The sequence below is a fragment of the Dactylosporangium sp. CA-092794 genome, from assembly GCF_050948465.1.
GTDB lineage: Bacteria > Actinomycetota > Actinomycetes > Mycobacteriales > Micromonosporaceae > Dactylosporangium.
Genome location: NZ_CP192044.1, coordinates 3,304,034 through 3,323,939 on the forward strand (window position 1 = coordinate 3,304,034; position 19,906 = coordinate 3,323,939).

Annotated in this window: 17 protein-coding genes; 5 read left to right on the forward strand and 12 right to left on the reverse strand. The window is 71.7% G+C overall.

Features of this window, described 5'->3' with window-relative positions; genetic code table 11:
• Positions 1-441: 441 nt before the first annotated feature.
• Both ACQPXD_RS14355 and ACQPXD_RS14360 read left to right on the forward strand, forming a co-directional pair.
• Complete coding sequence (locus ACQPXD_RS14355; protein ID WP_432825688.1) at positions 442-930, forward strand: winged helix-turn-helix domain-containing protein; 489 nt, start codon at positions 442-444, stop codon at positions 928-930.
• Positions 912-1,517 (forward strand): transposase, encoded by a 606-nt coding sequence (locus ACQPXD_RS14360; RefSeq protein WP_432825686.1) that lies wholly within the window; start codon positions 912-914, stop codon positions 1,515-1,517. The genes ACQPXD_RS14355 and ACQPXD_RS14360 overlap by 19 nt, the downstream gene beginning before the upstream one ends.
• Before the next feature lie 875 nt (positions 1,518-2,392).
• On the opposite strand, the gene ACQPXD_RS14365 is transcribed toward ACQPXD_RS14360, so the two are convergent.
• Both ACQPXD_RS14365 and ACQPXD_RS14370 read right to left on the reverse strand, forming a co-directional pair.
• Positions 2,393-3,433, reverse strand: a complete 1,041-nt coding sequence (locus ACQPXD_RS14365; protein ID WP_432838541.1) for a tyrosine-type recombinase/integrase — start codon at positions 3,431-3,433, stop codon at positions 2,393-2,395.
• Entirely contained in the window at positions 3,423-3,776 is a 354-nt protein-coding gene (locus ACQPXD_RS14370; RefSeq protein WP_432838543.1) for a hypothetical protein, read from the reverse strand. The genes ACQPXD_RS14365 and ACQPXD_RS14370 overlap by 11 nt, the downstream gene beginning before the upstream one ends.
• Before the next feature lie 679 nt (positions 3,777-4,455).
• Between ACQPXD_RS14370 and ACQPXD_RS14375 the strand changes: the two genes are divergently transcribed.
• Positions 4,456-4,599, forward strand: coding sequence for a hypothetical protein (locus tag ACQPXD_RS14375; protein ID WP_432838545.1), 144 nt, complete (start codon positions 4,456-4,458; stop codon positions 4,597-4,599).
• Positions 4,600-4,845: 246 nt separating this feature from the next.
• Positions 4,846-5,649: an alpha/beta fold hydrolase gene (locus tag ACQPXD_RS14380; RefSeq protein ID WP_432838547.1), complete on the forward strand. Its 804-nt coding sequence runs from the start codon at positions 4,846-4,848 to the stop codon at positions 5,647-5,649.
• On the opposite strand, the gene ACQPXD_RS14385 is transcribed toward ACQPXD_RS14380, so the two are convergent.
• From ACQPXD_RS14385 to ACQPXD_RS14400, 4 genes are all read right to left on the reverse strand, one after another.
• The gene (locus tag ACQPXD_RS14385) at positions 5,613-7,703 is read right to left on the reverse strand and encodes an iron ABC transporter permease (RefSeq protein ID WP_432838549.1); all 2,091 of its coding nucleotides are present in this window, start codon (positions 7,701-7,703) and stop codon (positions 5,613-5,615) included. The two genes, ACQPXD_RS14380 and ACQPXD_RS14385, sit on opposite strands and share 37 nt — an antisense overlap.
• The gene (locus ACQPXD_RS14390) at positions 7,700-8,764 is read right to left on the reverse strand and encodes an iron-siderophore ABC transporter substrate-binding protein (RefSeq protein WP_432838551.1); all 1,065 of its coding nucleotides are present in this window, start codon (positions 8,762-8,764) and stop codon (positions 7,700-7,702) included. Before ACQPXD_RS14390 ends, ACQPXD_RS14385 begins: the two co-directional genes overlap by 4 nt.
• Positions 8,761-9,681 carry an ABC transporter ATP-binding protein gene (locus tag ACQPXD_RS14395; RefSeq protein WP_432838553.1) on the reverse strand — a complete coding sequence of 307 codons (921 nt, stop codon included), beginning with the start codon at positions 9,679-9,681 and terminating at the stop codon, positions 8,761-8,763. Before ACQPXD_RS14395 ends, ACQPXD_RS14390 begins: the two co-directional genes overlap by 4 nt.
• Positions 9,682-9,822: 141 nt before the next feature.
• Complete coding sequence (locus tag ACQPXD_RS14400) at positions 9,823-10,713, reverse strand: helix-turn-helix domain-containing protein (protein WP_432838555.1); 891 nt, start codon at positions 10,711-10,713, stop codon at positions 9,823-9,825.
• A 154-nt stretch (positions 10,714-10,867) separates the two neighbouring features.
• Between ACQPXD_RS14400 and solA the strand changes: the two genes are divergently transcribed.
• Complete coding sequence (gene solA / locus ACQPXD_RS14405; RefSeq protein WP_432838557.1) at positions 10,868-12,004, forward strand: N-methyl-L-tryptophan oxidase; 1,137 nt, start codon at positions 10,868-10,870, stop codon at positions 12,002-12,004.
• Between the two features lie 5 nt (positions 12,005-12,009).
• Here solA and ACQPXD_RS14410 read toward each other — a convergent pair whose 3' ends face one another.
• The 6 genes from ACQPXD_RS14410 to ACQPXD_RS14435 are packed head-to-tail and all read right to left on the reverse strand — an operon-like array spanning position 12,010 to position 19,643.
• Positions 12,010-12,864 carry an alpha/beta fold hydrolase gene (locus ACQPXD_RS14410; RefSeq protein WP_432838559.1) on the reverse strand — a complete coding sequence of 285 codons (855 nt, stop codon included), beginning with the start codon at positions 12,862-12,864 and terminating at the stop codon, positions 12,010-12,012.
• Positions 12,865-12,877: 13 nt separating this feature from the next.
• A complete protein-coding gene (locus ACQPXD_RS14415) occupies positions 12,878-14,335 on the reverse strand; it encodes an amidohydrolase (protein ID WP_432838560.1) in 1,458 nt (485 codons plus the stop codon).
• A 10-nt stretch (positions 14,336-14,345) separates the two neighbouring features.
• On the reverse strand, positions 14,346-15,344 hold the full coding sequence (locus ACQPXD_RS14420) for an ABC transporter permease (protein ID WP_432838562.1): 999 nt from the start codon (positions 15,342-15,344) through the stop codon (positions 14,346-14,348).
• On the reverse strand, positions 15,341-16,288 hold the full coding sequence (locus ACQPXD_RS14425) for an ABC transporter permease (protein WP_432838564.1): 948 nt from the start codon (positions 16,286-16,288) through the stop codon (positions 15,341-15,343). The genes ACQPXD_RS14420 and ACQPXD_RS14425 overlap by 4 nt, the downstream gene beginning before the upstream one ends.
• A complete protein-coding gene (locus ACQPXD_RS14430) occupies positions 16,285-17,994 on the reverse strand; it encodes a dipeptide ABC transporter ATP-binding protein (RefSeq protein ID WP_432838566.1) in 1,710 nt (569 codons plus the stop codon). The genes ACQPXD_RS14425 and ACQPXD_RS14430 overlap by 4 nt, the downstream gene beginning before the upstream one ends.
• The gene (locus ACQPXD_RS14435; protein WP_432838568.1) at positions 17,991-19,643 is read right to left on the reverse strand and encodes an ABC transporter substrate-binding protein; all 1,653 of its coding nucleotides are present in this window, start codon (positions 19,641-19,643) and stop codon (positions 17,991-17,993) included. Before ACQPXD_RS14435 ends, ACQPXD_RS14430 begins: the two co-directional genes overlap by 4 nt.
• Positions 19,644-19,906: the final 263 nt, after the last annotated feature.

Sequence of the window (19,906 nt, forward strand, 5' to 3'; positions counted from 1 at the left end):
CGGTGGGGTCGACGCTCGCGTTACGGTCCACACCGAGGCGATGTTTGAGCCTGCGCGGCACAGTTGCGGACGCTGGGCTATAACGGTCCGCGGTCGATCATGCCGAGAGTGCCGGGTAAGGACAGCGGCGATGTGGTTCGTGGCTCGGGGCCGCAACCGCCGCGGTGTCGGCGCTGCCACGACCATCGGCGCCTCGATCGCAGACTTACATCCGCACCCTTAACGCGTGGGTTAAGGCAGCTTCACGCCACGGGACTTGCGTTGGATCCGGGCAGCTGCCAAAAGTCGAAAAGCAGTCTCTTGAAGTCGAAGCTGAGGTCCGTGTCGGCGAACGTCAGGCCGCCGCTCAGGTCGAGTACTGAGGCCGAAGTGTCGAGGTGAGTCGATGTCGGTCCGGCGTGTCGGCGTGACCCGGGCCTGGCGGGGATCTATACCAGGAGTGTGAGGTACGCCGATGGTGGCGGGCTGAACGCGAAGGGCCGGGCCCGCCGTGAGCTGGTGCGGATGCAGGCCGCGGACCTGTTCGAGGAGCAGGTACCGGCCGGGCGGGTCGCCGCGGTGCTGCGGGTGTCGGCCAAGTCGGCCTATCAGTGGCAGCAGACCTGGCGCCGTGACGGACGGGACGGGTTGCGGTCCCGGGGTCCCAGCGGTGGCCGGTGCCGGCTGGATGCGGTACGGCTGGCCCGGTTGCGGGCTGAGTTGAAGCGGGGTCCGGCTGCGCACGGCTGGGTCGAGGATCAGCGGTGGACGCTGCCGCGGATCGCGGTGCTGATCGGCCGGCTGTTCCATGTGCGCTACACCGAGCGGGGCGTGTCGTATCTGCTGCACCGGATGGGTTGGTCGCCGCAGGTGCCGGTGCATCGGGCGGTGGAGCGGGACGAGGCGGCGGCCGTGGCGTGGCGGGAGGAGACGTGGCCGCGCCTCAGATGACGGCCCGCGCGCTCGGGGCGTGGGTGTGTTTCGAGGACGAGGCCGGGCAGTCGTTGCGGCCGCCGAAGGCCCGTACCTGGTCGCGGCGCGGGGACACGCCGGCGGTGCCGGTGTCGGGGAAGGGGTCGGGCCGGGTGTCGATGGCCGGGCTGATCGCTACCCGGCCGGGGCTGCGGACGCGGCTGTTCTTCCGCATTCACGTGTATCGCGGCCGGAAGCGTGAGCCGAAGGGCCTGGGCGAGGCCGACTACATGCGGCTGCTGACCGCGGTCCACGCCCAGTTGCGGGCACCGTTGATCGTCGTGTGGGACAACATCAATCACCATGTCAGCGCGGTGATGCGGGCGTTCGTGCAGGCCCACGACTGGCTGACCGTGGTCCAGCTGCCCGCGTACACGCCGGAACTGAACCCGGCCGAGGGCGTGTGGTCGCATCTCAAACGCGGGCTGGGCAACCTCGCCGCCTGCAGTACCGGCCAACTCGCCGCACTCGTGCGGACCCGGCTCAAGCGCATGCAGTACCGGGCCGGCCTCCTCGACGCCTTCATCGCCGAAACGGGCCTCGCCTTGGAACCCCAACCACCGTGATCACCCCGACAGTTCAGCGTCGGTAGCTTGAGCTGGTTCTTGGCGACGGTATAAGAATGGCCCGAACCCAGCATGCTCCATCCGAGTTCCTGGACCACGTCGTGGCTTGGCAAGCGCAGTCCTCGCATGGCTGCCCCGAATTCGCGGGGGACGTACACGACCCTGTCGCTGAGACAGCCCAGCACAGTATCGACCCCGGCGTCCCGCAGCACACGGGCGACGCGTCCATACAGCTGTGGCGTACATGAAATCGCGACCATGGGCCCGACGTGGAGGAAGTGGTACCAGCCAACGGGCAAGTCGCTGTCGGCATTCTCCGCGGCCACCCGGAAGAAGGACGTCGTCACGCTGTCAAGGTGTTCGGATGTCCATACGAAGTACGTTGCGTAGAAGTCCGGTTGGCCGGCCGCCCTGCGGATGTCGCGGCGCATTGCCACGGGTATCTCGATCCTGACATGCAACTGGCTCGCCAGCGCTGCCACGACGGTGGCCCAGTGTGCCAGTCGTAGCAGTTCCTGGGGTGGCGGTAGTCCGTGGTCCCGCATGATCGTCTCGAATGCCGGCGCCGCGGCGATCTCGATCTCTTGCATCCAGTTGCTGTTGCAGTCGCCGCATAGGGCGGTCACCACGCTGTTTCGAATGTCGCCGCCGTGTTCGATCTCTCGATCGATGCCGCTCAACGCATGGCTGGCCGACCCAAGCCGCGTGATACCGTCGCCGGTTCCCATCAGGTCCCGGAACCGCTGCTGGAAGGGATGCGCCCTGGTGAGCTTCTCGTCTCGTCCGCAGTAGAAGCACTCCGCCATGGGCTTTCTCCAACGCGCTGGCTGACTGGCACTCAGCCTAGGCGCCGCCCCAGCAGCCAGTCATCCGAGTTAAGCGTGCAATACACCACCTGAAACGTCGCCGGACGGGCCCGCGAGCGGATGCGGCAGCCCGGTCATTGCGGCGAGGGCGGCGGCGACGGCTTGCAGGTCGGCGCGGATGTAGGTGGTGGTTGCTGGTCCGGTGGTGTCGGTGTGGCCGGCGTAGGCGCGGGCGACGCCATAACCGAAGTGCCGTTCGACCCACGTCAGCGTGGTGTGCCGCAGCCAGTGGGCGGTGATGCCGTGGGTGGCGACCCAGGGTAGGTGCTGGCCGATGCGGTGCCAGAGCTGGTCGTAGCGGCGGCTGGTCAGGGCGTTGCCGTTCGTGTACCGCAGCAGGGAGTCGGTCGGCAGGATCGCGCCGCGGACGGCGGCGTGCCGGCGGAGGTTGGCGGCGAGCTCGAGGCTGATCGGCTGCCAGCGCACCGTGCCGCCTTTCTCCCGTAGCAGGAGTAGGCCGCGTTCGGCGTCGAGGTCCTGCAGCCGCAGGCCGAGGGCGCCGCCGCGCCGGCAGGCGGTCTCGGTGTGTAGGCGCAGCAGGAGAGCGTCGAGGATGGTGTCGTTGCCGGTGGTGCGGGCGACTGCGTTGATGTCGGTGAGCTCGTCGGGGGTCAGCGCTCGCCGCGTGCTGGGGAGGCGCCGGGGTTTGGCGACGCGGTGTGCGGGGCTGTCGGCGGCTTGGATGAGCCCGTCGGCGATGGCCTGGTTGTAGAAGGCGCGGGCGGCCGCGACGAGGAGCTCGCCGGCGTGCCGGCCGTTGCGACTGTTGCGTCGGACCCGCGCGCGGTCGGTAACGCGTTGCCGCAGGGCTTGGATGTCGCCGGCCGTGACGGCGTCGATTGGGATGCCGGCCCAGGTCGTGGCCATGCGTTGCCAGTAACTGCGGTAGGCGCGCAGCGCGCCCGGGCCGGCGGCGGCGAGGACCTGTGGGAGGTAGGCGTCGAATGCCGGTCTTGGCGGTTGCGCGGAGCGCTGTAGGTCGGCGAGGGTGACGCCGAGGTCGGCCAGGAGCTTCCATGCCTGTGCGACGCGCGCCGGGTCAGCGGTCATGGCCGTCGGCTGTCAGGTGGGTGTGGAGGTTCGCGAGCAGCCGTGCGACCGTTGCCGCGGGGTGCACGATCAGCAGGTGGTGGGCGGGTTCGGCGGCGAGGACGACGAGGTCGCCGGTGCTGACGGCGCACATCTGCCGGACCGCGACGGGCAGCGCGAGGTCGCCGCGGGCACCGATCAAGTGGCGGCCGTTGGCTGTTGCCTGGATCAGGACTGCGCCGTCGATGACGTCGATGCGCACCCGGTGCCCGGGGCGCCAGCCGAGCTGGTCGAGCAGCGAACGCGCGGACACCCGGCCTGACCGGTCAAGCCGTGCGATGTCCAGCGTCGGCAGCGCCGGCACGGATTCCTGCCACGCGTACGAGCTCGTCGGCAAGGTCGGCAGCGGGCCGGTTTCGGCCGGCGGCGGGGGAGTGGTGTGGGGATCAGTGCGGCGATCATCTGCTCGGCGTCGGCCGGGATGGTGCGCTGGATGGCGGTCATCCTGGTCGCCCGCACTGGGTCTTGACGTGCGCAAACCGGGCCGGGTGGTTACCCGCTCGGTTCAGGTGGCGGGGGTGCCTGCGTGTGCGCCGGATTCTGGTCTTGGTGTTTTTCCACCAAGGGTGGTGTCGAAGGTCCGAGTTGGATTGCAACTACATGATCTTCCTTCGTCAGGAACTGCGGCTTCTCTGAGGGATGATGGGAGCGAGTCCACATCGGACTGCTGGTGGATCTGGTAGTACCTCCTCGATGCGGCCGGCCTGCAGGTCCAACTCGTCGATGCCCGTGGTGTCAAGAATGTGCCCGGCCCCGGCCAAGACGGACAGGTTGGATGCGGTGTGGCCGGCCGATCTCGTCGGGAAGGGCATGCTGCGGCCCTCGTTCGTGCCGCCCGGCGCTAATCCGGGGGGCTACGCGATTGCACCTGGATGCGGTGGACTTGGCCCGTAACTGGCAGTGGCTGGAGGAACTGCTCGAAGACGCGCTGATCAAGGTCACCGTGGTGGCCAGCAAGCTGCTGGTGGGAGATGCTGGACAGTGTGCGTGTCTTGCCGGCGGCGATTTCGATCGCCGCCGTATTCCACCCGGAGGACGACGACTACCTCGTCGACCGCGAGACCATCGTGATGCACTGCGAGGTCCCCGCCCGGCTGGACCTCGAACCGCCGTCCTTGAACGGATGACGCCCGGACAACTCGTCGGGCTGGCCATCGATGTTGCCCACGAAGGGCCGGCCGCCGGTGAACTGCCGGTGCCTGCCGGGAGTTCGGGCCGCGGATGTCTCCGTCGCGTGGCCAGTACACGGCTGGGTCCCTCCTGCAGGTCTGCGCCCAGGCCGCGGCGTGGACCAAATTAAGCTGTGCTCGCGGCACTCGGCGGCAGGATCGGGTCGCCAGGCTGCGGCGATGGTGACGGGAGACGGGAGACGGATGGCCTACTTCCGGATCGGCGGCGTTGATCTGTATTCGGAAGTCGCCGGCGAGGGCGATCCGGTCCTCCTGTTGCACGGCGGCTTCTGTTCGCTCGAGTTCATGCGGGCGCAGTCCGACGCGCTCGTGGCCGGTTACCGCGTGTTCGCCTTCGAGCGTCCGGGGCACGGCCGCTCGGCGGATATCGACGAGGAGTATGGGTACGCGCGCGGCGTCGCCGACACCCTGGCCTATCTCGATGCCGTCGGCCTCGAGCCGGTGCACATCGTCGGCTTCAGCGATGGCGCGATCATCGGGCTGCTGCTCGCGCTCGACCATCCGGCGCGGGTACGCTCGCTGGTTGCCATCAGCGCGAACCTTGATCCGTCGGGGTTCACGGATGCGGCCGAGGCCGGTGGCGGCCCAGTGCTCGACGCGCCCGCGGATCCCCCGGAGCAGGAGCCGGATGCCGAGCGGATGCAGTATGAGCGCCTTTCGCCGGATGGCCCGGAGCATGCCGATGTCGTGCTGGCCAAGCTGTTCCGCCTGTGGACGAGCGAACCGCACATCGATCCGGCCGACCTGGCCCGGATCGCGGTGCCGGTGCTGGTGATGTCGGGTGACCGCGACGCGATCCGGCCCGGCCACAGCCTGCTCATCGCCGCGTCCATCCCCGGCGCGCAGCTGTGCATCGTGCCGGGGACCACGCACCGCCTCGTCACCGAGCGCCCCGAACTCGTCAGCACACTCATCCGGGACTTCCTGCAGCAGGCGTCCGCGGGTACTGCTCAGCCGGGGGAGCGGCGGAGCAGCCAGACGAAGTAGGGGGCTCCGACCAGGGCCATCATGAGCCCGGCGGGGATCTGGGCGGGGGCGATGAGCGTGCGGCCGAGGGTGTCGGCGACGCAGACGAGCAGGCCGCCGAGCAGCATGGCGACCGGGATGATGCGTCCGTGCCGGACGCCGACGAGGGCGCGGGCGATGTGCGGGGCGACGAGTCCGACGAAGCCGACGACGCCGATCGGGATCACGCTCACGGCACCGGCGATCGCCGCGATCGCGAGCAGCGACAGTCGCGCGCCTTCGCGGCGGACGCCGAAGATGCGCGGAGTGTCCTCATCGATCGCCAGGAGGTCGAGCTGGCGGCGCATCAGCAGCACCGCGGGGGTCGCGAAGAGCAGCACGACGGCGACCGGGAGCACATCGGCGAAGGTCCGGCCGTAGGTCGTGCCCGAGAGCCAGGTGAGGATGCGTGGCGTGTCCCACGGGTCGGCGCGTAGCAGCAGGAAGGTGCTGACGTCGCTGAGCGCGTATCCGCAGCCGATGCCGATGAGCAGGAAACGGTCCGGCAGGAGACCTCCGCGCCAGGCCAGCAGCGCGATGAGGGCGAAGGTGCCGAGCCCGGTCCCGACGGCGGCGACGATGAGCGCAGGACGCCCGCTGGTCATGCCGGAGGTCACGACGATCACGGCGCCGAGGCCGGCGCCGGCGGTGATGCCGAGCACACCCGGTTCGGCCAGTGGGTTGCGCACCGTGCCCTGCACGACGGTGCCGGCCAGTGCGAGCGCCGCGCCGGCGGTGACGGCCGCCGCGACCCGTGCGGCCCGGTCGTCGAGCGCCCGGCCGATCAGCTCGGGCGCGGCGCCCCGCAGCCAGAGCGCGATGTCGCCGGTGCGCAGCCACAGGCTCCCGGCCAGCAGGCCGGCCAGCACCGCCGCGACGAGCACCACCGCCGCGACGGCTACGACGACGAGGAACCGGCGGCGGGAGCGGGTCGCGACGCGCGCCTGCGGCGCCTCGCGCGCGGCTCCCGCGTCGCGCAGCCGGAGCGAGAGGATCACGATGACGGCAGCGCCGAGCAGCGAGGTCGGAACGCCGGTGGGAATCGAGGCGGCCGCCTGGGCACCGAGAACCGCCCGGAGCACGGCGTCCGCGAGGAGCACGAGGAGCGCGCCGACCAGCCCGCAGGCCGGGATGAGGACGGCGTGCCGGGCGAGCACGCCGACGCGGTTCGCGGCGAGGCGCACGGCGACGGGCGCGGCGAGGCCGATGAAGGCGATGGGGCCGGCGAGCGTCACCGAGATGCCCGTCAGGAGGACGGCGCAGAGCACCGCGGTGACCCGGGTCGGCCCGATCAGCACGCCGAGCGAGGCGGCCGCGTCGTCGCCGAGGCCGAGCACGTCGAGCCGCCGGGACAACAGTAGGCCGGCGCAGAGCACGACGATGATGACCGGGGCGGCGCGACCGGCGGCGTCGAGGTTCAGCTGTGCGAGCGAACCGCTGCCCCAGGCGTACAGCCCGATGGTGCTCTCCTTGAACAGGATCAGCAGCATGGCGGTCGCCGCGTCGAGCGCCAGCGCGACCGCCGAGCCGGCGAGGATCAGCCGGGTCGACCCGAGGCCCGCGGCGCTCCCGGCGAGGGCGAGCACGAGTCCCGCCGCGAGCAGGCCGCCGCCGAAGGCGACGGCGCCCGAGGCCCACAGCGGCACCGCGAGACCGGCCGCGGCGACCAGGCACAGCGCGAAGTAGGAGCCGGCCGTGACCGCGAGGGTGTCCGGAGCGGCCAGGGCGTTGCGGGTGACCGACTGCAGCAGCGCGCCGGCCGTGCCGAGCGCCACGCCGACCGCGATCCCGGCGAGCACGCGCGGCAAGCGGGAGCCGGTCAGCACATTCCCGATCGGTACGCCGCCGACGTCCTCGCGCGCCCCGAACAGGTACCGCAGCAAATCCCAGAAACCAACTCCCGAGGTGCCCTGCGTCACGTGCCACAGCCCGACCGCGGCGACGGCCACGAGCAGGACAACCAGGACGGCCGCCCCGCTCGCGCCGCGACCGGGCCCGACGCGGGGCAGCGGCCGCGGCGCCGGTGTGTCGCTCACCCCTTGGTCAGGATGTTCACGTAGGCGTCAATCGCCTGCTCGTTCGACAGCGGGCCGCCGGCGCCCCAGACGCCCGCGGGGAAGGCGTACGCGCGGCCCTCCTTCACGGCCGGGAGGGAGGTCCAGATCGGGCTCTTGCGCAACTCGGCGACGTAGCTGTCCGGGGTGTCGTCGTCGGAGTAGAACAGGGTCGCGCTGCCGACGGCGGTGAGTCCCTCGATGTCGGTTTGCGCGAGACCGTAGGCGGGATCGACGCCTCCGTTGCCGTAGGTCTTGTCGATCTCGTCTGTCCAGGCCGGGGTCAGGCCGAGCTGTTCGCCGAGCTCGGTGAACAGGGCGCCCTTGCCGTACGGTCGGATGACGACGTTCCCGCCCTCGATCCAGCCGTCGAAGAACAGGAAGTTCGTCGTCTTCACGGGGACGGCCGCGACCTTCTGCTTGGCCTCGGCGAGGTGCTGGTCGAACTGCCGCAGTACCTGCTCGGCGCGCTCGGTGCGGCCGACGGCCGTGGCGATCATCGAGAAGACGTTCTTCATGTTCTTGATCTGGCCGGAGGCGTCGGCCCCGAGGGTGGCGAGCACGGGGACCCCGCGCTGCTGGAGCTTGACGAGCAACTCGTCGTCGGCCTTGAACGCTTCCACGATGATGAGATCGGGGTTCGTGGCATACAGCGCATCCAGGTCGGGCTCACCGCGCTGGCCGACGTCGACGACGCCCTGGGGAAGCGACTCCGCCTTCACATAGGTGCCGTATCCCTTCGAATCGGCGACCGCGACCGGGGTGCGGCACAGGGTGAGCAGGTCCTCGGTCTGCTGCCATTCCAGGACCGCGACCCGCTGGGCCGGCTTGGCGAGTTCCACCTTGCGGCCGACGCCATCCGTCAGCGACACCGGGCCGGTGGAGGTCTTCGTGGTGTCGTCGGCACAGCCCTGCGAGGAGGGAACGACCGCGCTGGGCCCGGTGCCGGCGGAGTCGACGTCCGTGGTACCGCAGGCCGTCACCGTCACGGCGATCGCGGCGAGCGTCGCGGCAGTGGCCGCGAGGCGGGTGGCAAGGGTCATGTGAGGTTCTCTCCCGGATGGATCGTGGATGGTGCCGAAGCGACGTTCCGGTTGCGGGCCGGATGCCGCCCGACAGGGTCGATGCGGAGGCGACCGGTGCGCGGATCGACGCCGACCTCGACGCGCAGGTCGTAGACCTCACCGATGTGCTCGGCGGTCAGGACCTCGAGCGGGTCGCCCGCGGCGTGGATGCGACCGGCGTGCATGAGCAGGAGCGTGTCCGCGACGCGGGCGGCATGGTCGAGGTCGTGCAGCACGATGCCGACGGCGACGCCGTGCTCGTCGGCGAGATCGCGGACCAGGTCGAGCGTCTCGATCTGGTAGCGCAGGTCTAGGTGATTCGTCGGCTCGTCGAGGAGCACGACGCCGGTCTCCTGGGCCAGGCAGGCGGCGAGCCACACGCGCTGCGCCTCGCCGCCGGAGAGTTCGCCGACCGGACGCTGGGCCATGTCCTGCACGCCGGTGAGCTCCATTGCACGGTTGACCGCGTTGCGGTCCGCCGCGGACGGCCCCGCGAAGCCGCGCCGGTGCGGATGGCGCCCGAACGCGACGACCTCGCCCACCGTCAGCCCGTGCGGAGCCGGACGCGACTGCGAGAACAGCGTGACCTCCCGCGCGAACTGCCGCGCGCTCAGCAGCGACACCACGCGTTCCTGCTCCCCGTCACCGCCGCGGAGCACCACGCGGCCGTCATCCACACGATGGAGCCGGGCGAGGGCACGCAGCAGCGTGGACTTCCCGCTGCCATTCGGCCCGACCAGCGCCGTCACGCGACCGGGCGACAGCACCACCGAGACGCCGCGGACGACCACGGTCTTCCCGTAGCGCAGCACCAGCTGTTCACCACGCAACGTGATCGCCGCATCCAGCCCGGCGGCCGCACGGCGATCGGCGAGAGGCGCAGACGGCGTGGGCATCGGTCGGCTCCGGATCACTGGGGGCAGCGGGCGCGCGGCACCGTTACAGAAGGTCGGGCGCGCCGCGCCGTCGTGTTCCAGGCTTGGTCGAGGCGACCGAGTCAAGTAAGGGTTGCCTTGCCTCAGCAGGCTAAGCGACGATCAAGCTGTCGGCAATCCGGTATCTGGGACAGGGGATACGGGATTCCGGACATCGGACTCGATGCCCGACCGCGTATTCGCGAGCACGCCGGGAGTCACCCTCATCACCCTGCGGAACGCGGCGATGAACGTACTCGGCTGGGCGTAGCCGAGCCATTCGGACACCCGCCGCACATCGGCGCCCTCCGACAGCAGCACCAGCGCCCCATGGATGCGCAGCGCCTGCCGCCACTGCGCGAACGACAGCCCTGTGGCGCTGCGGAACGCTCGAGTGATCGTTCGGTCGCTCAGGCCCAGGTGGGCCGCCCACTCCTGCAGGCCGCGATCGTCAGCGGGATCATCGAGCAGCGCCTCGGCGATTGCGTCGATCCTCGGATCCCCCGGCAACGCCAGCGCGAACTGTCGCTCGGAGGGCTCGAGCACGTCGAACACGACTGCCTCGGTCCGCGCTCTCGCCTCCGCATCGAGATCCTTGCGCACCAGGCGCAACAACAGCGACTCCAGCAGTGGCGTCATCGCGATCGACGTCGGCCCGGCGAACGCGACCGGCGTGCGGTCGGGAGCGAAGAACGCATCGCAGAAGTTGACCTTGGCCGTCAGCCGGCCCCCGTGGACCACTCCGGCGGGTATCCACAGGCCAAACCCCGCCGGCACGGTGAAGATCCGGTTCCCGACACGGGAGGTCAAGGTCCCGCCACGCACCCACACCAGCTCGTGCATCGGATGCGAATGCGGCGACCACTCGGTCGGGACCCCGGTCAGTTCCGACTCGGCGACGATCGCGGACGGTAGGGGGCCGCACTCCGGCGCCGACACGGCCCGGCGGACCACCGTAGTCCGTTCCCGCCGCCAGGTGCCAAGACCGATGTCATCGCGGGTCGACGGAACCATACCGACGAGCCTACGCGGCAGTGTACCCACCGCAGAGCGGGGAAGTTCGCCCATGTCGCGCCGCGAACCATGTGATGTCGACCCATACGACGGCCGGGCCCCACCCGGAAAGAATGGGGCGGCCCAGGTAGTCGACCAGGAAGCGAGCGACCGCATGAAGGCATTCGACGTGGCCGTCGTGGGCATGGGCGCTCTCGGCAGTGCCGCCGCGTACCACCTCGCTCGGCGGGGTGTGAACGTCGTCGCGTTCGAACAATTCGAGCTCGGGCACGTGCGCGGCGCCTCGCACGATACGTCGCGCATCATCCGGACCTCGTACGGGTCGCCGGCGTACGTGCGGCTCGCCAAGTCCGCCTACCGGGACTGGGCCGAGTTCGAGGCGGTCGCCGGAGAACGGTTCGTCACCATCACCGGCGGTCTGGTCTTCTGCCCGACGGAGGGGCCGTATCCCGCCGGGGATTTCACGTCCAGCCTCAGTGCCGCCGGCATCGACCATGAGCTGCTCGGCGCGGCGCAGGTGCACGCGCGGTGGCCGCAGTTCCGGATCCCCGAGCGCGTGGAGACCGTCTACACACCCGACTCCGGGATCGTCCACGCGTCCCGTTCGGTCGCTGCTCTGCAGATGCAGGCCCGCGCGCACGGCGCCGCCATCCGCGACCGCACACGGGTGGAGCGGCTGAGCGCCGGCGAACGCGGCATCGTGATGCACACCCGCGAGGGGGACGTCCGCGCGGGACGGGTGATCCTCGCGGCCGACGCGTGGACGAACCGGCTGCTGGAGCCGCTCGGCGCGCCGATCCCGCTGATTTGCATGCAGGAACAGGTCACCTACTTCAAGCCGGGGGATCCGCGGGCCTTCGACCGCGACCGTTTTCCCGTGTGGATCTGGGAGGACAACCTCTGCTTCTACGGGTTCCCGACCTACGGCGAGCCTTCGATCAAGGCAGCCCGCGACATGTCGAACAATCTGATGGCGCCGGACGAGCGTACGTTCGTGGCCTCACCGGAGCTCGTCGACGAGCTGTCCGCGTTCCTGCACGGCATCATCCCGGGCAGCGGGCAGGTGCTGCGCACGGTGACTTGTCAGTATGCGATCACGCCCAACCGCGACTTCGTCATCGGCCCGCTGCCGGAGCACTCCGACATCATCGTCGCGCTGGGCGCCGGCCATGCCTTCAAGTTCGCCCCCGCGATCGGGCGGATTCTCGCCGAACTCGCCACCGAAGGCGGGTCCGGCGATGACATCTCGGCCTTCGCGGTACCGCGCCGGATCGGGACGGCGGCGCGGTAGCGGTCCTACCGCGCGGCGAGCTCCTCGCCGCGGCGGACGGTGCGCGCGATCGCGGCGACGAGATCCGGCCAGAGCTCCCAGGGGATGAGGTGACCCATGCCGGGATGGATCTGCAGCTCGGAGCCGGGGACCGCCTCGGCGATGTCGACCGAGGAGCACCAGTGCAGCACGTCGTCGTCGCGGCCGTGGAACACGAGCGTCGGCACGTTCACCCCGCGCAGCCGCTCCAGCCGCTCGGGCGCGCGCCGCAGCGCCGACCACTGCCGGGCGAAGCCCTCGGGGGCGTACCCACGGTCGTAGGCCTCGCCGGCCGCCCAGCGGTGCCATGCCTCCTGCCGGTCGTAGCGTTGCGGTCCGGTCGTGCGGATCACGTCCATCGTGAAGGCGACGACCTCCTCGCGGGAGTGCCGCGCCGGCACGACCGTGAGGTCCTCGCGCTCGCCGTGCAGGATGTAGCGTGGGTCCTGCCCCGGGATGGTGCTGATCAGCCCCAGGCTGCGCACCCGGCCGGGATGATCGAGCGCCGCCATCTGCGCGATCATCCCGCCCATCGAGTGCCCCACGAGGTGCCCGGCCGGCACGCCGAGGGCGTCCAGCACGCGGATCACGTCGTCGCCCATGTCCGACAGCTCGTAACCGCCGTCGATGTCGGCCTCGCCCCCGAAGCGCTGGGAGTAGCCGGTGTCGCGGTTGTCGAACCGCACGACGCGGAAGCCCTGCGCGGCCAGCAGCGCCACGAAGTCCTCGGGCCAGCTGATCAGCTGCGCGCCTCCGCCGGAGACGAGCACGAGCGCGGGGCCGGCGGGATCGCCCGCCACGTCGTAGAAGATCTCGATCCCGTCGGTGTTCGCGTATGGCATCCGGTCGTCCCTTTCAGAGGTTGGCCCAGGTGAAGCCGCCGGCGACGAGGGTGGCGGCGACGGGCATGGCGCGCAGCTCGTCGCGGGTGGCGGCAGCCGGGTCGCGGTCGAGCACGACCAGGTCGGCGGGGTCGCCCAGGGTGACGCCCGTGCGGCCGCGGGTGCTGGCGGCCAGCGCGGTGGGCAGCGAAAGCCGCTGCTCGGGGTGCCAGGGCTCGCGGTCGCCGCGACTGCGGCTGGTGGCCGAGGCGATGGCGAGCCAGGGGTCGAGCGGGGCGACCGGGGCGTCGGAGCCGAGCCGCAGGGCGACGCCGGCCCGGTGCAGGGAGCCGTAGGCGAAGGCCGCGCCGGTGCGGCCGGCCCAGTGCCGGTCGGCGATGTCCCGGTCATCCATCGCGTGCTCGGGCTGCACGCTGGCGATGAGGCCGAGCGCGGCGAACCGGGCCACGTCGGGGTCGCGGACGAGCTGGGCGTGTTCGACGGTGCCCGGGATGCTCAGGGCCTCGAAGGTGTCGAGGACCTCGGTGTTGGCGCGGTCGCCGATGGCGTGGACGGCGGCGGCGATGCCGTGGGCATGGGCGTGGGCGAGCAGCTCGCGCAGCCGCTCGGGGCGCACGATCGCGGTGCCGCAGGCGTCGGGGTGGGCGGGGTCCAGGCCGGGGTACGGGTCCCAGCACAGGGCGGTGCGGGTGTTGAGGGAGCCGTCCACCACGACCTTGAGCCGGCCCATGGTGATCAGGCCGGACGGGTCGAGCGGGGCGCCGGTGCGCAGGCCGGCGGCGATGGCCGCGTCGAGGCGGTCGGGCCAGACGGACACCTCGACCCGCAGCGCGGTGACGCCGGCGGCGACCCGGGCGGGCCACTCGGCGATATTGTCGGTGTTCTCGAAGTCCACGATGCCGACCACGCCGCGGGCGGCGGCGGCCAGGGCCGCCTCGCGGAAGTCGTCGGCGGTGATGAGGCGGCCAGCCCGCAGGTCGCGGGAGGCGGCGAACCACGGGCCTTCCCGCAGTACCCCCGAAGCATCGACGGTCGCCCCGAGCATCGCCGCGGCGGGGGAGTTCAGCCACGCGCAGTGCAGGTCGCCGCTGATGAGCACCACCGGCGTCGCGGGGGCGACCGCGTCCAGCCCGGCGAGCGTCGGCGCGTCGGGCCACAGGCCGTCGCGGAAGCCGTAGCCGGTCAGCGGGCCGGGCGTGCCGGCCAGGTGGGTGCGGACCCGGGCGAGGACCTCGGCGGCGCTGGCCGTGCCGGACAGGTCGAGCCGGCGGTGCTGGATGACCCACTGCGTGAAGTGCACGTGCTCGTCCCACAGGCCGGGCATGACGAACCGGCCGTCCAGGTCCACCACCCGGACGCCGGGCGCCTCCAGCGTGCCGCGGGGGGCGACGGCGGCGATCCGGCCGCCGCGCAGCAGGATGTCATGGCGCTCGTCGGCCGCCGCGAACCGGGCGTCGCGCAGGAACAACATGGCTCTCCGATCACTGGGAAACCCGCGGGTCGATGATGCCGTAGACGAGATCGACGACGAAGTTGGCGATCACGATGAGGAACGCCGAGAACAGCGTGAGCCCGACCACGACCTGCAGATCGAGCAGCCGCACGGCGTCGATCAGCCGGGCGCCGAGGCCGTACATGGAGAACACCTTCTCCACGATGATCGCCCCGCCGAGCAGCGCGCCGAGGTCGAGACCGAAGACGGTCACCACCGGGACGATGGCGTTGCGCAGCCCGTGGCGCAGCACGACTCGCCGCTCGCGCAGCCCCTTGGCCCGGGCGGTGCGGATGTAGTCCTCGCCGAGGGCCTCCAGCAGTTGGGCGCGGGTGAGCCGGGTGTACACCGCCGCCGTCACCAGCGCCAGCGAGCACCACGGCAGCAGCAGGTGCAGCAGCCATTCCCCGGGGCTCTCCAGCAGCGGCACGTAGCCGCCGGTCGGCAGCCAGTGCAGGGTGAAGCCGAAGAGCAGGATCGCCAGCAGCCCGACCAGGTAGACGGGGGCCGACACGCCCGCCATCGACAGGGTCATGACGGTCCGGTCGAGCGGGCGACCGCGGCGCACCGCCGACGCGACCCCGCCGCCGACGCCGAGCAGCAGCCACAGCACAGCCGCGCCGACCGCGATCGACGCCGTCACCGGGAAGCCGGCCGCGATGACCTCGGAAACGCTCGCGTTCTGCTGGAACGAGTAGCCGAAGCACGGCGCGGCGCAGACCACCGCCGCGGCGCCGGTGCCGAAGGTGCGCCCGGCCACGATGCCCTTGCCGAAGGCGTACAGCTGCTGCCACCACGGCAGGTCGGTGCCCATGAACGCCTCGGCCCGGCGCAGGTTGTCCGGCGTGCACGGCCGGCCGCACGACAGCCGGGCCGGGTCGGCCGGCAGCAGGTAGAACACCGCGTAGGTGATGACCGCGATGAGTATCAGGACCAGCACCGTCGCGACCAGCCGGACCAGGACGAAACGCACCGTGCTCGCATTCATGCCCGGCCTCCGCGCGGGTCGAGGGCGTCGCGCAGACCGTCGCCGAAGGCGTTGAACGCGAACGTGACGAGGAACAGGGCGAGCCCGGGGAACACCAGATACATGGGGCTGGTCTGCATCCAGCCGACGGCGTCGCCGATGGTCCGGCCCCACGAGGGCGTGGGCGGGGCGACGCCGACGCCGAGGAAGGACAGCACCGCCTCGATGCCGATCATCCCGGGCACCACGATCGTGGTGACCACGATGACGGTCGCGGCGATGTTGGGCAGGACGTGCGAGCGGATGACGTGCCGCCGGGGCGCGCCCATGACGGTGGCCGCGGCGACGAATGCCCGCTCCCGCACGGCGAGGGTCTGGCCGCGCACCACCCGCGCGATGCCGGGCCAGCCGAACGCGCCCATGATGAGGATCAGGAACAACGGCCGCGGGAACCCGGCCGGGACGATCGTGGTCAGCGCGATGATGAACACCAGCAGCGGGAAGCCGAGGATGACGTCGACCGCGCGGCCGGCGACCCGGTCCGGCCAGCCGCCGAGGAACCCCGAGACCAGCCCGACCAGCACGCCGACGCACGCCGAGACCGCGGTAGCGCCGAGGCCGACGAGCAGCGAGGTGCGCGCCCCGTGCACGACGACCGCGAAGAGGTCGCGCCCGGTGAGGGGCTCCACGCCGAACCAGTGGGCGGCGCTGATCCCGCCGCCGAAGCCGCGCGGCACGCCCGAGTCGTCGAGCAGATCCAGATGGTACGTATACGGATCCTGCCCGGTGATCGCGCTCAGCGCGGGCGCGAGCAGCGCCGCGAGCACGAAACCCACGATCGTGACCGCGCCCGCGACGGCCCAGCGGTCGCGCAGCACGGCCCGCACGATCCGCCGCGCGCCGCCGCGGCCGGCCGCCGCCTCGTCCCCGGCGGGTCCACCGTGGACGGCGTTGTTGACGGTCATGGCGCACGCTCCAGGGTCGCGGGCGGCTCGGCCGCGCTGCGCCAGGCCGCCCGCCGGACCCGCTGCTCATCGGGGTCGGCGACCGGGGCGGCGGCGAGCAGCCGCAGCGTGTAGGGGTGCCGCGGCGAGCGCAGCACCGCGTCGGCGGGCCCCGCCTCGACGATCCGGCCGGCCCGCATGACGGCCACGTCGTGGGCCAGCCGGTGCACGACGCCGAGGTCGTGGCTGATGAACAGGCAGGCGAAGCCGAACTCGGCGCGCAACGACACCAGCAGGTCCAGCACCCGGGCCTGGACCGATACGTCGAGGGCGCTCGTCGGCTCGTCGGCGATGAGCAGATCGGGGCGCAGCGCCAGGGCGCGGGCGATCGCCACCCGCTGGCGCTGCCCGCCGGACAGCTCGTGCGGATAGCGCCGGGCGTAGCCGGCCGGCAGCTGGACCGCGTCGAGCAGCTCGGCCACCCGGGCGGCTCGCGCCGCCGCCGGCAGCTCGGACAGCAGGCGCATCGGCTCGTCGATGACGCGGCCCACCGGGTAGCGCGGGTCGAGCGACGAGGCGGGGTCCTGGAACACGTAGCCGATGCGCCGCCGCACGGCGCGCAGCGCGGCGCCCGACGCGCGGGCCAGGTCGGTGCCGCCGACGCGAACGGCGCCCTCCCGCACGCCGACCAGGCCCGCCAGCGCCCGGCCGAGGGTCGACTTGCCCGACCCGGACTCGCCGACCAGCCCCAGCGTGCGGCCGCGCACGATGCGCAGGTCGACCCCGTCGACGGCGACCGTGCGCCGCCGGCCCCAGCCGTCGCCGCCGTAGACGATCCGCGCACCGCGCACCTCCGCGATGGCCTCGCCGAGGGCCGCCTCGGGTGCCGCGCCGCCGGCGTCCGCGCGCAGCCGATCCAGGCGCGGCACGGCGTCGAGCAGTTCCCGGGTATAGCTCCGGGCCGGTGCGGCGAAGACGGTCCGCGCGTCCGCCCGCTCCACCACTTCGCCGCCGCGCATCACCACGACGTCGTCGGCGAGGTCGGCGACCACGCCCATGTCGTGGGTGATGAGCAGGATCGCGGTGCCCCGGGTGGCGCGCAACGTCCGGAGCAGGTCGAGGATGCCCGCCTGCACGGTGACGTCGAGGGCGGTCGTCGGCTCGTCGGCGATCAGCGCCACCGGATCGCAGGAGATGGCCATGGCGATCATCGAGCGCTGCAGCTGACCGCCGGAGAGCTCGTGCGGGTGCGACCGGGCGATCCGGGCGGCGTCCGGTAACCCCGCGGAGCGCAGCAGCTCGGCGACCCGCTCGCGCAGCCGGCGCCCACGCGCCGGAGCGCCGTGGGTCCGTAGCGCCTCGGCGATCTGCCAGCCGATGGTGTACGCCGGGTTGAAGGCGCTCATCGGCTCCTGGAAGATCGTGCCGATCCGCCCGCCGCGGACCCGGCGCAGCCGGCCCGGCCGGGCGCCCACCAGCTCCTCGCCCTCCAGCCGGACGCTGCCGGTCACCCGGGCGGAGGGCGGCAGCAGGCCGAGCGCCGCCATGGCGGTGACGCTCTTGCCCGACCCCGACTCGCCGACGAGCGCGAGGACCCGCCCGGCGCGCAGCTCGAAGCTCACGTCGGTCACGGCCGCGCGCGCCGGGCGGCGGGGGTCGTCCCGGTCGGCGAACGCGACCCGCAGGCCGTTCACCGCCAGGACGACCGGATCCGTCGATGCCGTCATTGCTTCAGCGACACCGTCAGGTAGTTCTGGAACGGGGGATAGGCGGCGACGAACATGTTCTGCACGTTGCTGCCGCGCAGGAACGCGTTGCGGCCGAAGGTGAGCGGTATGACGGGCGCGCTCTGCATCACGGCCCGGTCGGCCTGGGCCCACAGCTGCTGCGCCTTGGTCAGGTCGGGCTCGGCCACCGCGGCGTTGAGCAGGGTGTCCACCTCGGGGTCCTTGAACCGGGAGAGGTTGTAGCCTCCGCCGCCGATCTGGCTGGAGTGGAACAGCGGATAGACGTTGCCCCACGCGCTGGGGAAGTCCGGCAGCCACCATGACAGCATCAGGTCGTAGCCGGGGGGTGCGTCGCCGGTCGCGTCGGTGTACATCGTCGCGGGGTCCAACGGCACCATCGTCACCGCGACGCCGGCCCGCTGCAGGCCCTGCTGCACGGCCTGCCCGATCGCCTGGGACTGCTCGTCGTTGGCCACCCACAGCGTGAGCTTGAGATCCCGGTCGTGGCCGGCCTGCGCGAGCAGGCTCTTGGCCTTGTCGGGGTCGCCCGAGTCGCCCGCCGGGTAGAGGTCGTAGTCCTGCCGGCCCGGGATGCCCGGCGTGATGAGGGTGCTCGCCTTCACCGCCGCGCCGGGGCCGCCCTGGGCGATGATAACCGCCCGCCGGTCGACCGCGTACTCGAGTGCCTGGCGCACGCGCACGTCGGACAGGGCGCCGCGCTGGGCGTTCAGCGCGAGGTAGAACAGCGAACCGGCGTCGGAGGTGACCAGCCGGCTCTTGGCCGCCGCGTTGTTGTTTACCAGCGCGAGGTCCGCCGCGCCGAGCGGGTTGGCGTTGAAGGAGTTCTTCGCGTCGCCGACGTCGGCCAGCAGGGTCTGCGTGGTCGTGGAGAGGTTCTGCCCGAGCTTGAACACGATCCGGTCGGGGCCGGCGGTGCGCACGGGGTCCGTCGCGGCGCTCCACCGCTCGTTGCGCACCAGGGTCAGCGAGACCCCGGTGGTGTTGGAGTCCACTTTGTACGGTCCGGTTGCCGACGGCTTCGTGCCGTAGGTCTTCGGGTCGTCCTTGTCCTTGGGCACCGGCACGAACGCCGGCGTCGACACGATCCACGGCCAGTCGCCGTAGGGGTAGGCCAGGTGGAACACGATGGTCTTGTCGTCGGGCGTGCTGACCGCGGCGAGATCGGCGCCGTCGTAAGGGCCGGTGTACCCGCCGGCGTCCTTGAGGATCACCTTGTGGTAGGCCAGGCCGCCGGCCAGCTGGGGCGCGAAGGAGCGTTCCACGCCGTACTTGATGTCGCGCGAGGTGACGGGGGTGCCGTCCTCGTAGGTGATGCCGTCCTTGAGGGTGAACGTCCAGGTCAGTCCGTCGGCGCTGGGCTTGCCGAGGTCGGTGGCGAGGTCGGGCACCAGCTTCGGGGCCTGCCCCGGCCGGACGTCCCAGTTGGTCAGCCGCCGCCCGACCAGGCCCAGCCAGGTGGTGGGCAGGTTCAGGTTGCGGGCGGGATCGAGGTCGATGGACGTGTCCTGGGTGAGGACGTACAGCGTGCCGCCGGTCCGGCCCTGCGGGGCCGGCGTCGCGCCACAGCCGGAAACGAGCAGGACCGCCATAGCGAGGACCGCGGCGGTGCCGGTGCGTAATCCATTCATCCGGTTGCCTCCTCTTGGGGCAGATGACGGGCGGGGTGAGCAACCTCACGGCACCGCCGTAGCGGCCAGACTAGGGAGCGGCCACGGCCTGGGACACATGACGAACGCCCACTGTTGCGCCGGTGGCGTGGACGATTCGTCCATGCGCCCCGAGCCCGCCGCCGGACCGTCCACCATGGACGCCCGAGCGACGGTCTCGGGGCGCGGGCATGGCGAAGGCGGCCCGCCGCCGTGGCCGTGCCCGCCGAGCCATCCGTCGATCT

Excerpts from the sequence above, each read along its gene's own strand:
- solA (WP_432838557.1), top strand. The coding sequence starts at position 10,868 with ATGAAGGCATTCGACGTGGCCGTCGTGGGCATGGGCGCTCTCGGCAGT.
- ACQPXD_RS14415 (WP_432838560.1), bottom strand. The coding sequence starts at position 14,335 with ATGTTGTTCCTGCGCGACGCCCGGTTCGCGGCGGCCGACGAGCGCCAT.
- ACQPXD_RS14400 (WP_432838555.1), bottom strand. The coding sequence starts at position 10,713 with ATGGTTCCGTCGACCCGCGATGACATCGGTCTTGGCACCTGGCGGCGG.
- ACQPXD_RS14410 (WP_432838559.1), bottom strand. The coding sequence starts at position 12,864 with ATGCCATACGCGAACACCGACGGGATCGAGATCTTCTACGACGTGGCG.
- ACQPXD_RS14365 (WP_432838541.1), bottom strand. The coding sequence starts at position 3,433 with ATGACCGCTGACCCGGCGCGCGTCGCACAGGCATGGAAGCTCCTGGCC.
- ACQPXD_RS14395 (WP_432838553.1), bottom strand. The coding sequence starts at position 9,681 with ATGCCCACGCCGTCTGCGCCTCTCGCCGATCGCCGTGCGGCCGCCGGG.
- ACQPXD_RS14425 (WP_432838564.1), bottom strand. The coding sequence starts at position 16,288 with ATGACCGTCAACAACGCCGTCCACGGTGGACCCGCCGGGGACGAGGCG.
- ACQPXD_RS14430 (WP_432838566.1), bottom strand. The coding sequence starts at position 17,994 with ATGACGGCATCGACGGATCCGGTCGTCCTGGCGGTGAACGGCCTGCGG.
- ACQPXD_RS14380 (WP_432838547.1), top strand. The coding sequence starts at position 4,846 with ATGGCCTACTTCCGGATCGGCGGCGTTGATCTGTATTCGGAAGTCGCC.
- ACQPXD_RS14420 (WP_432838562.1), bottom strand. The coding sequence starts at position 15,344 with ATGAATGCGAGCACGGTGCGTTTCGTCCTGGTCCGGCTGGTCGCGACG.
- ACQPXD_RS14390 (WP_432838551.1), bottom strand. The coding sequence starts at position 8,764 with ATGACCCTTGCCACCCGCCTCGCGGCCACTGCCGCGACGCTCGCCGCG.
- ACQPXD_RS14435 (WP_432838568.1), bottom strand. The coding sequence starts at position 19,643 with ATGAATGGATTACGCACCGGCACCGCCGCGGTCCTCGCTATGGCGGTC.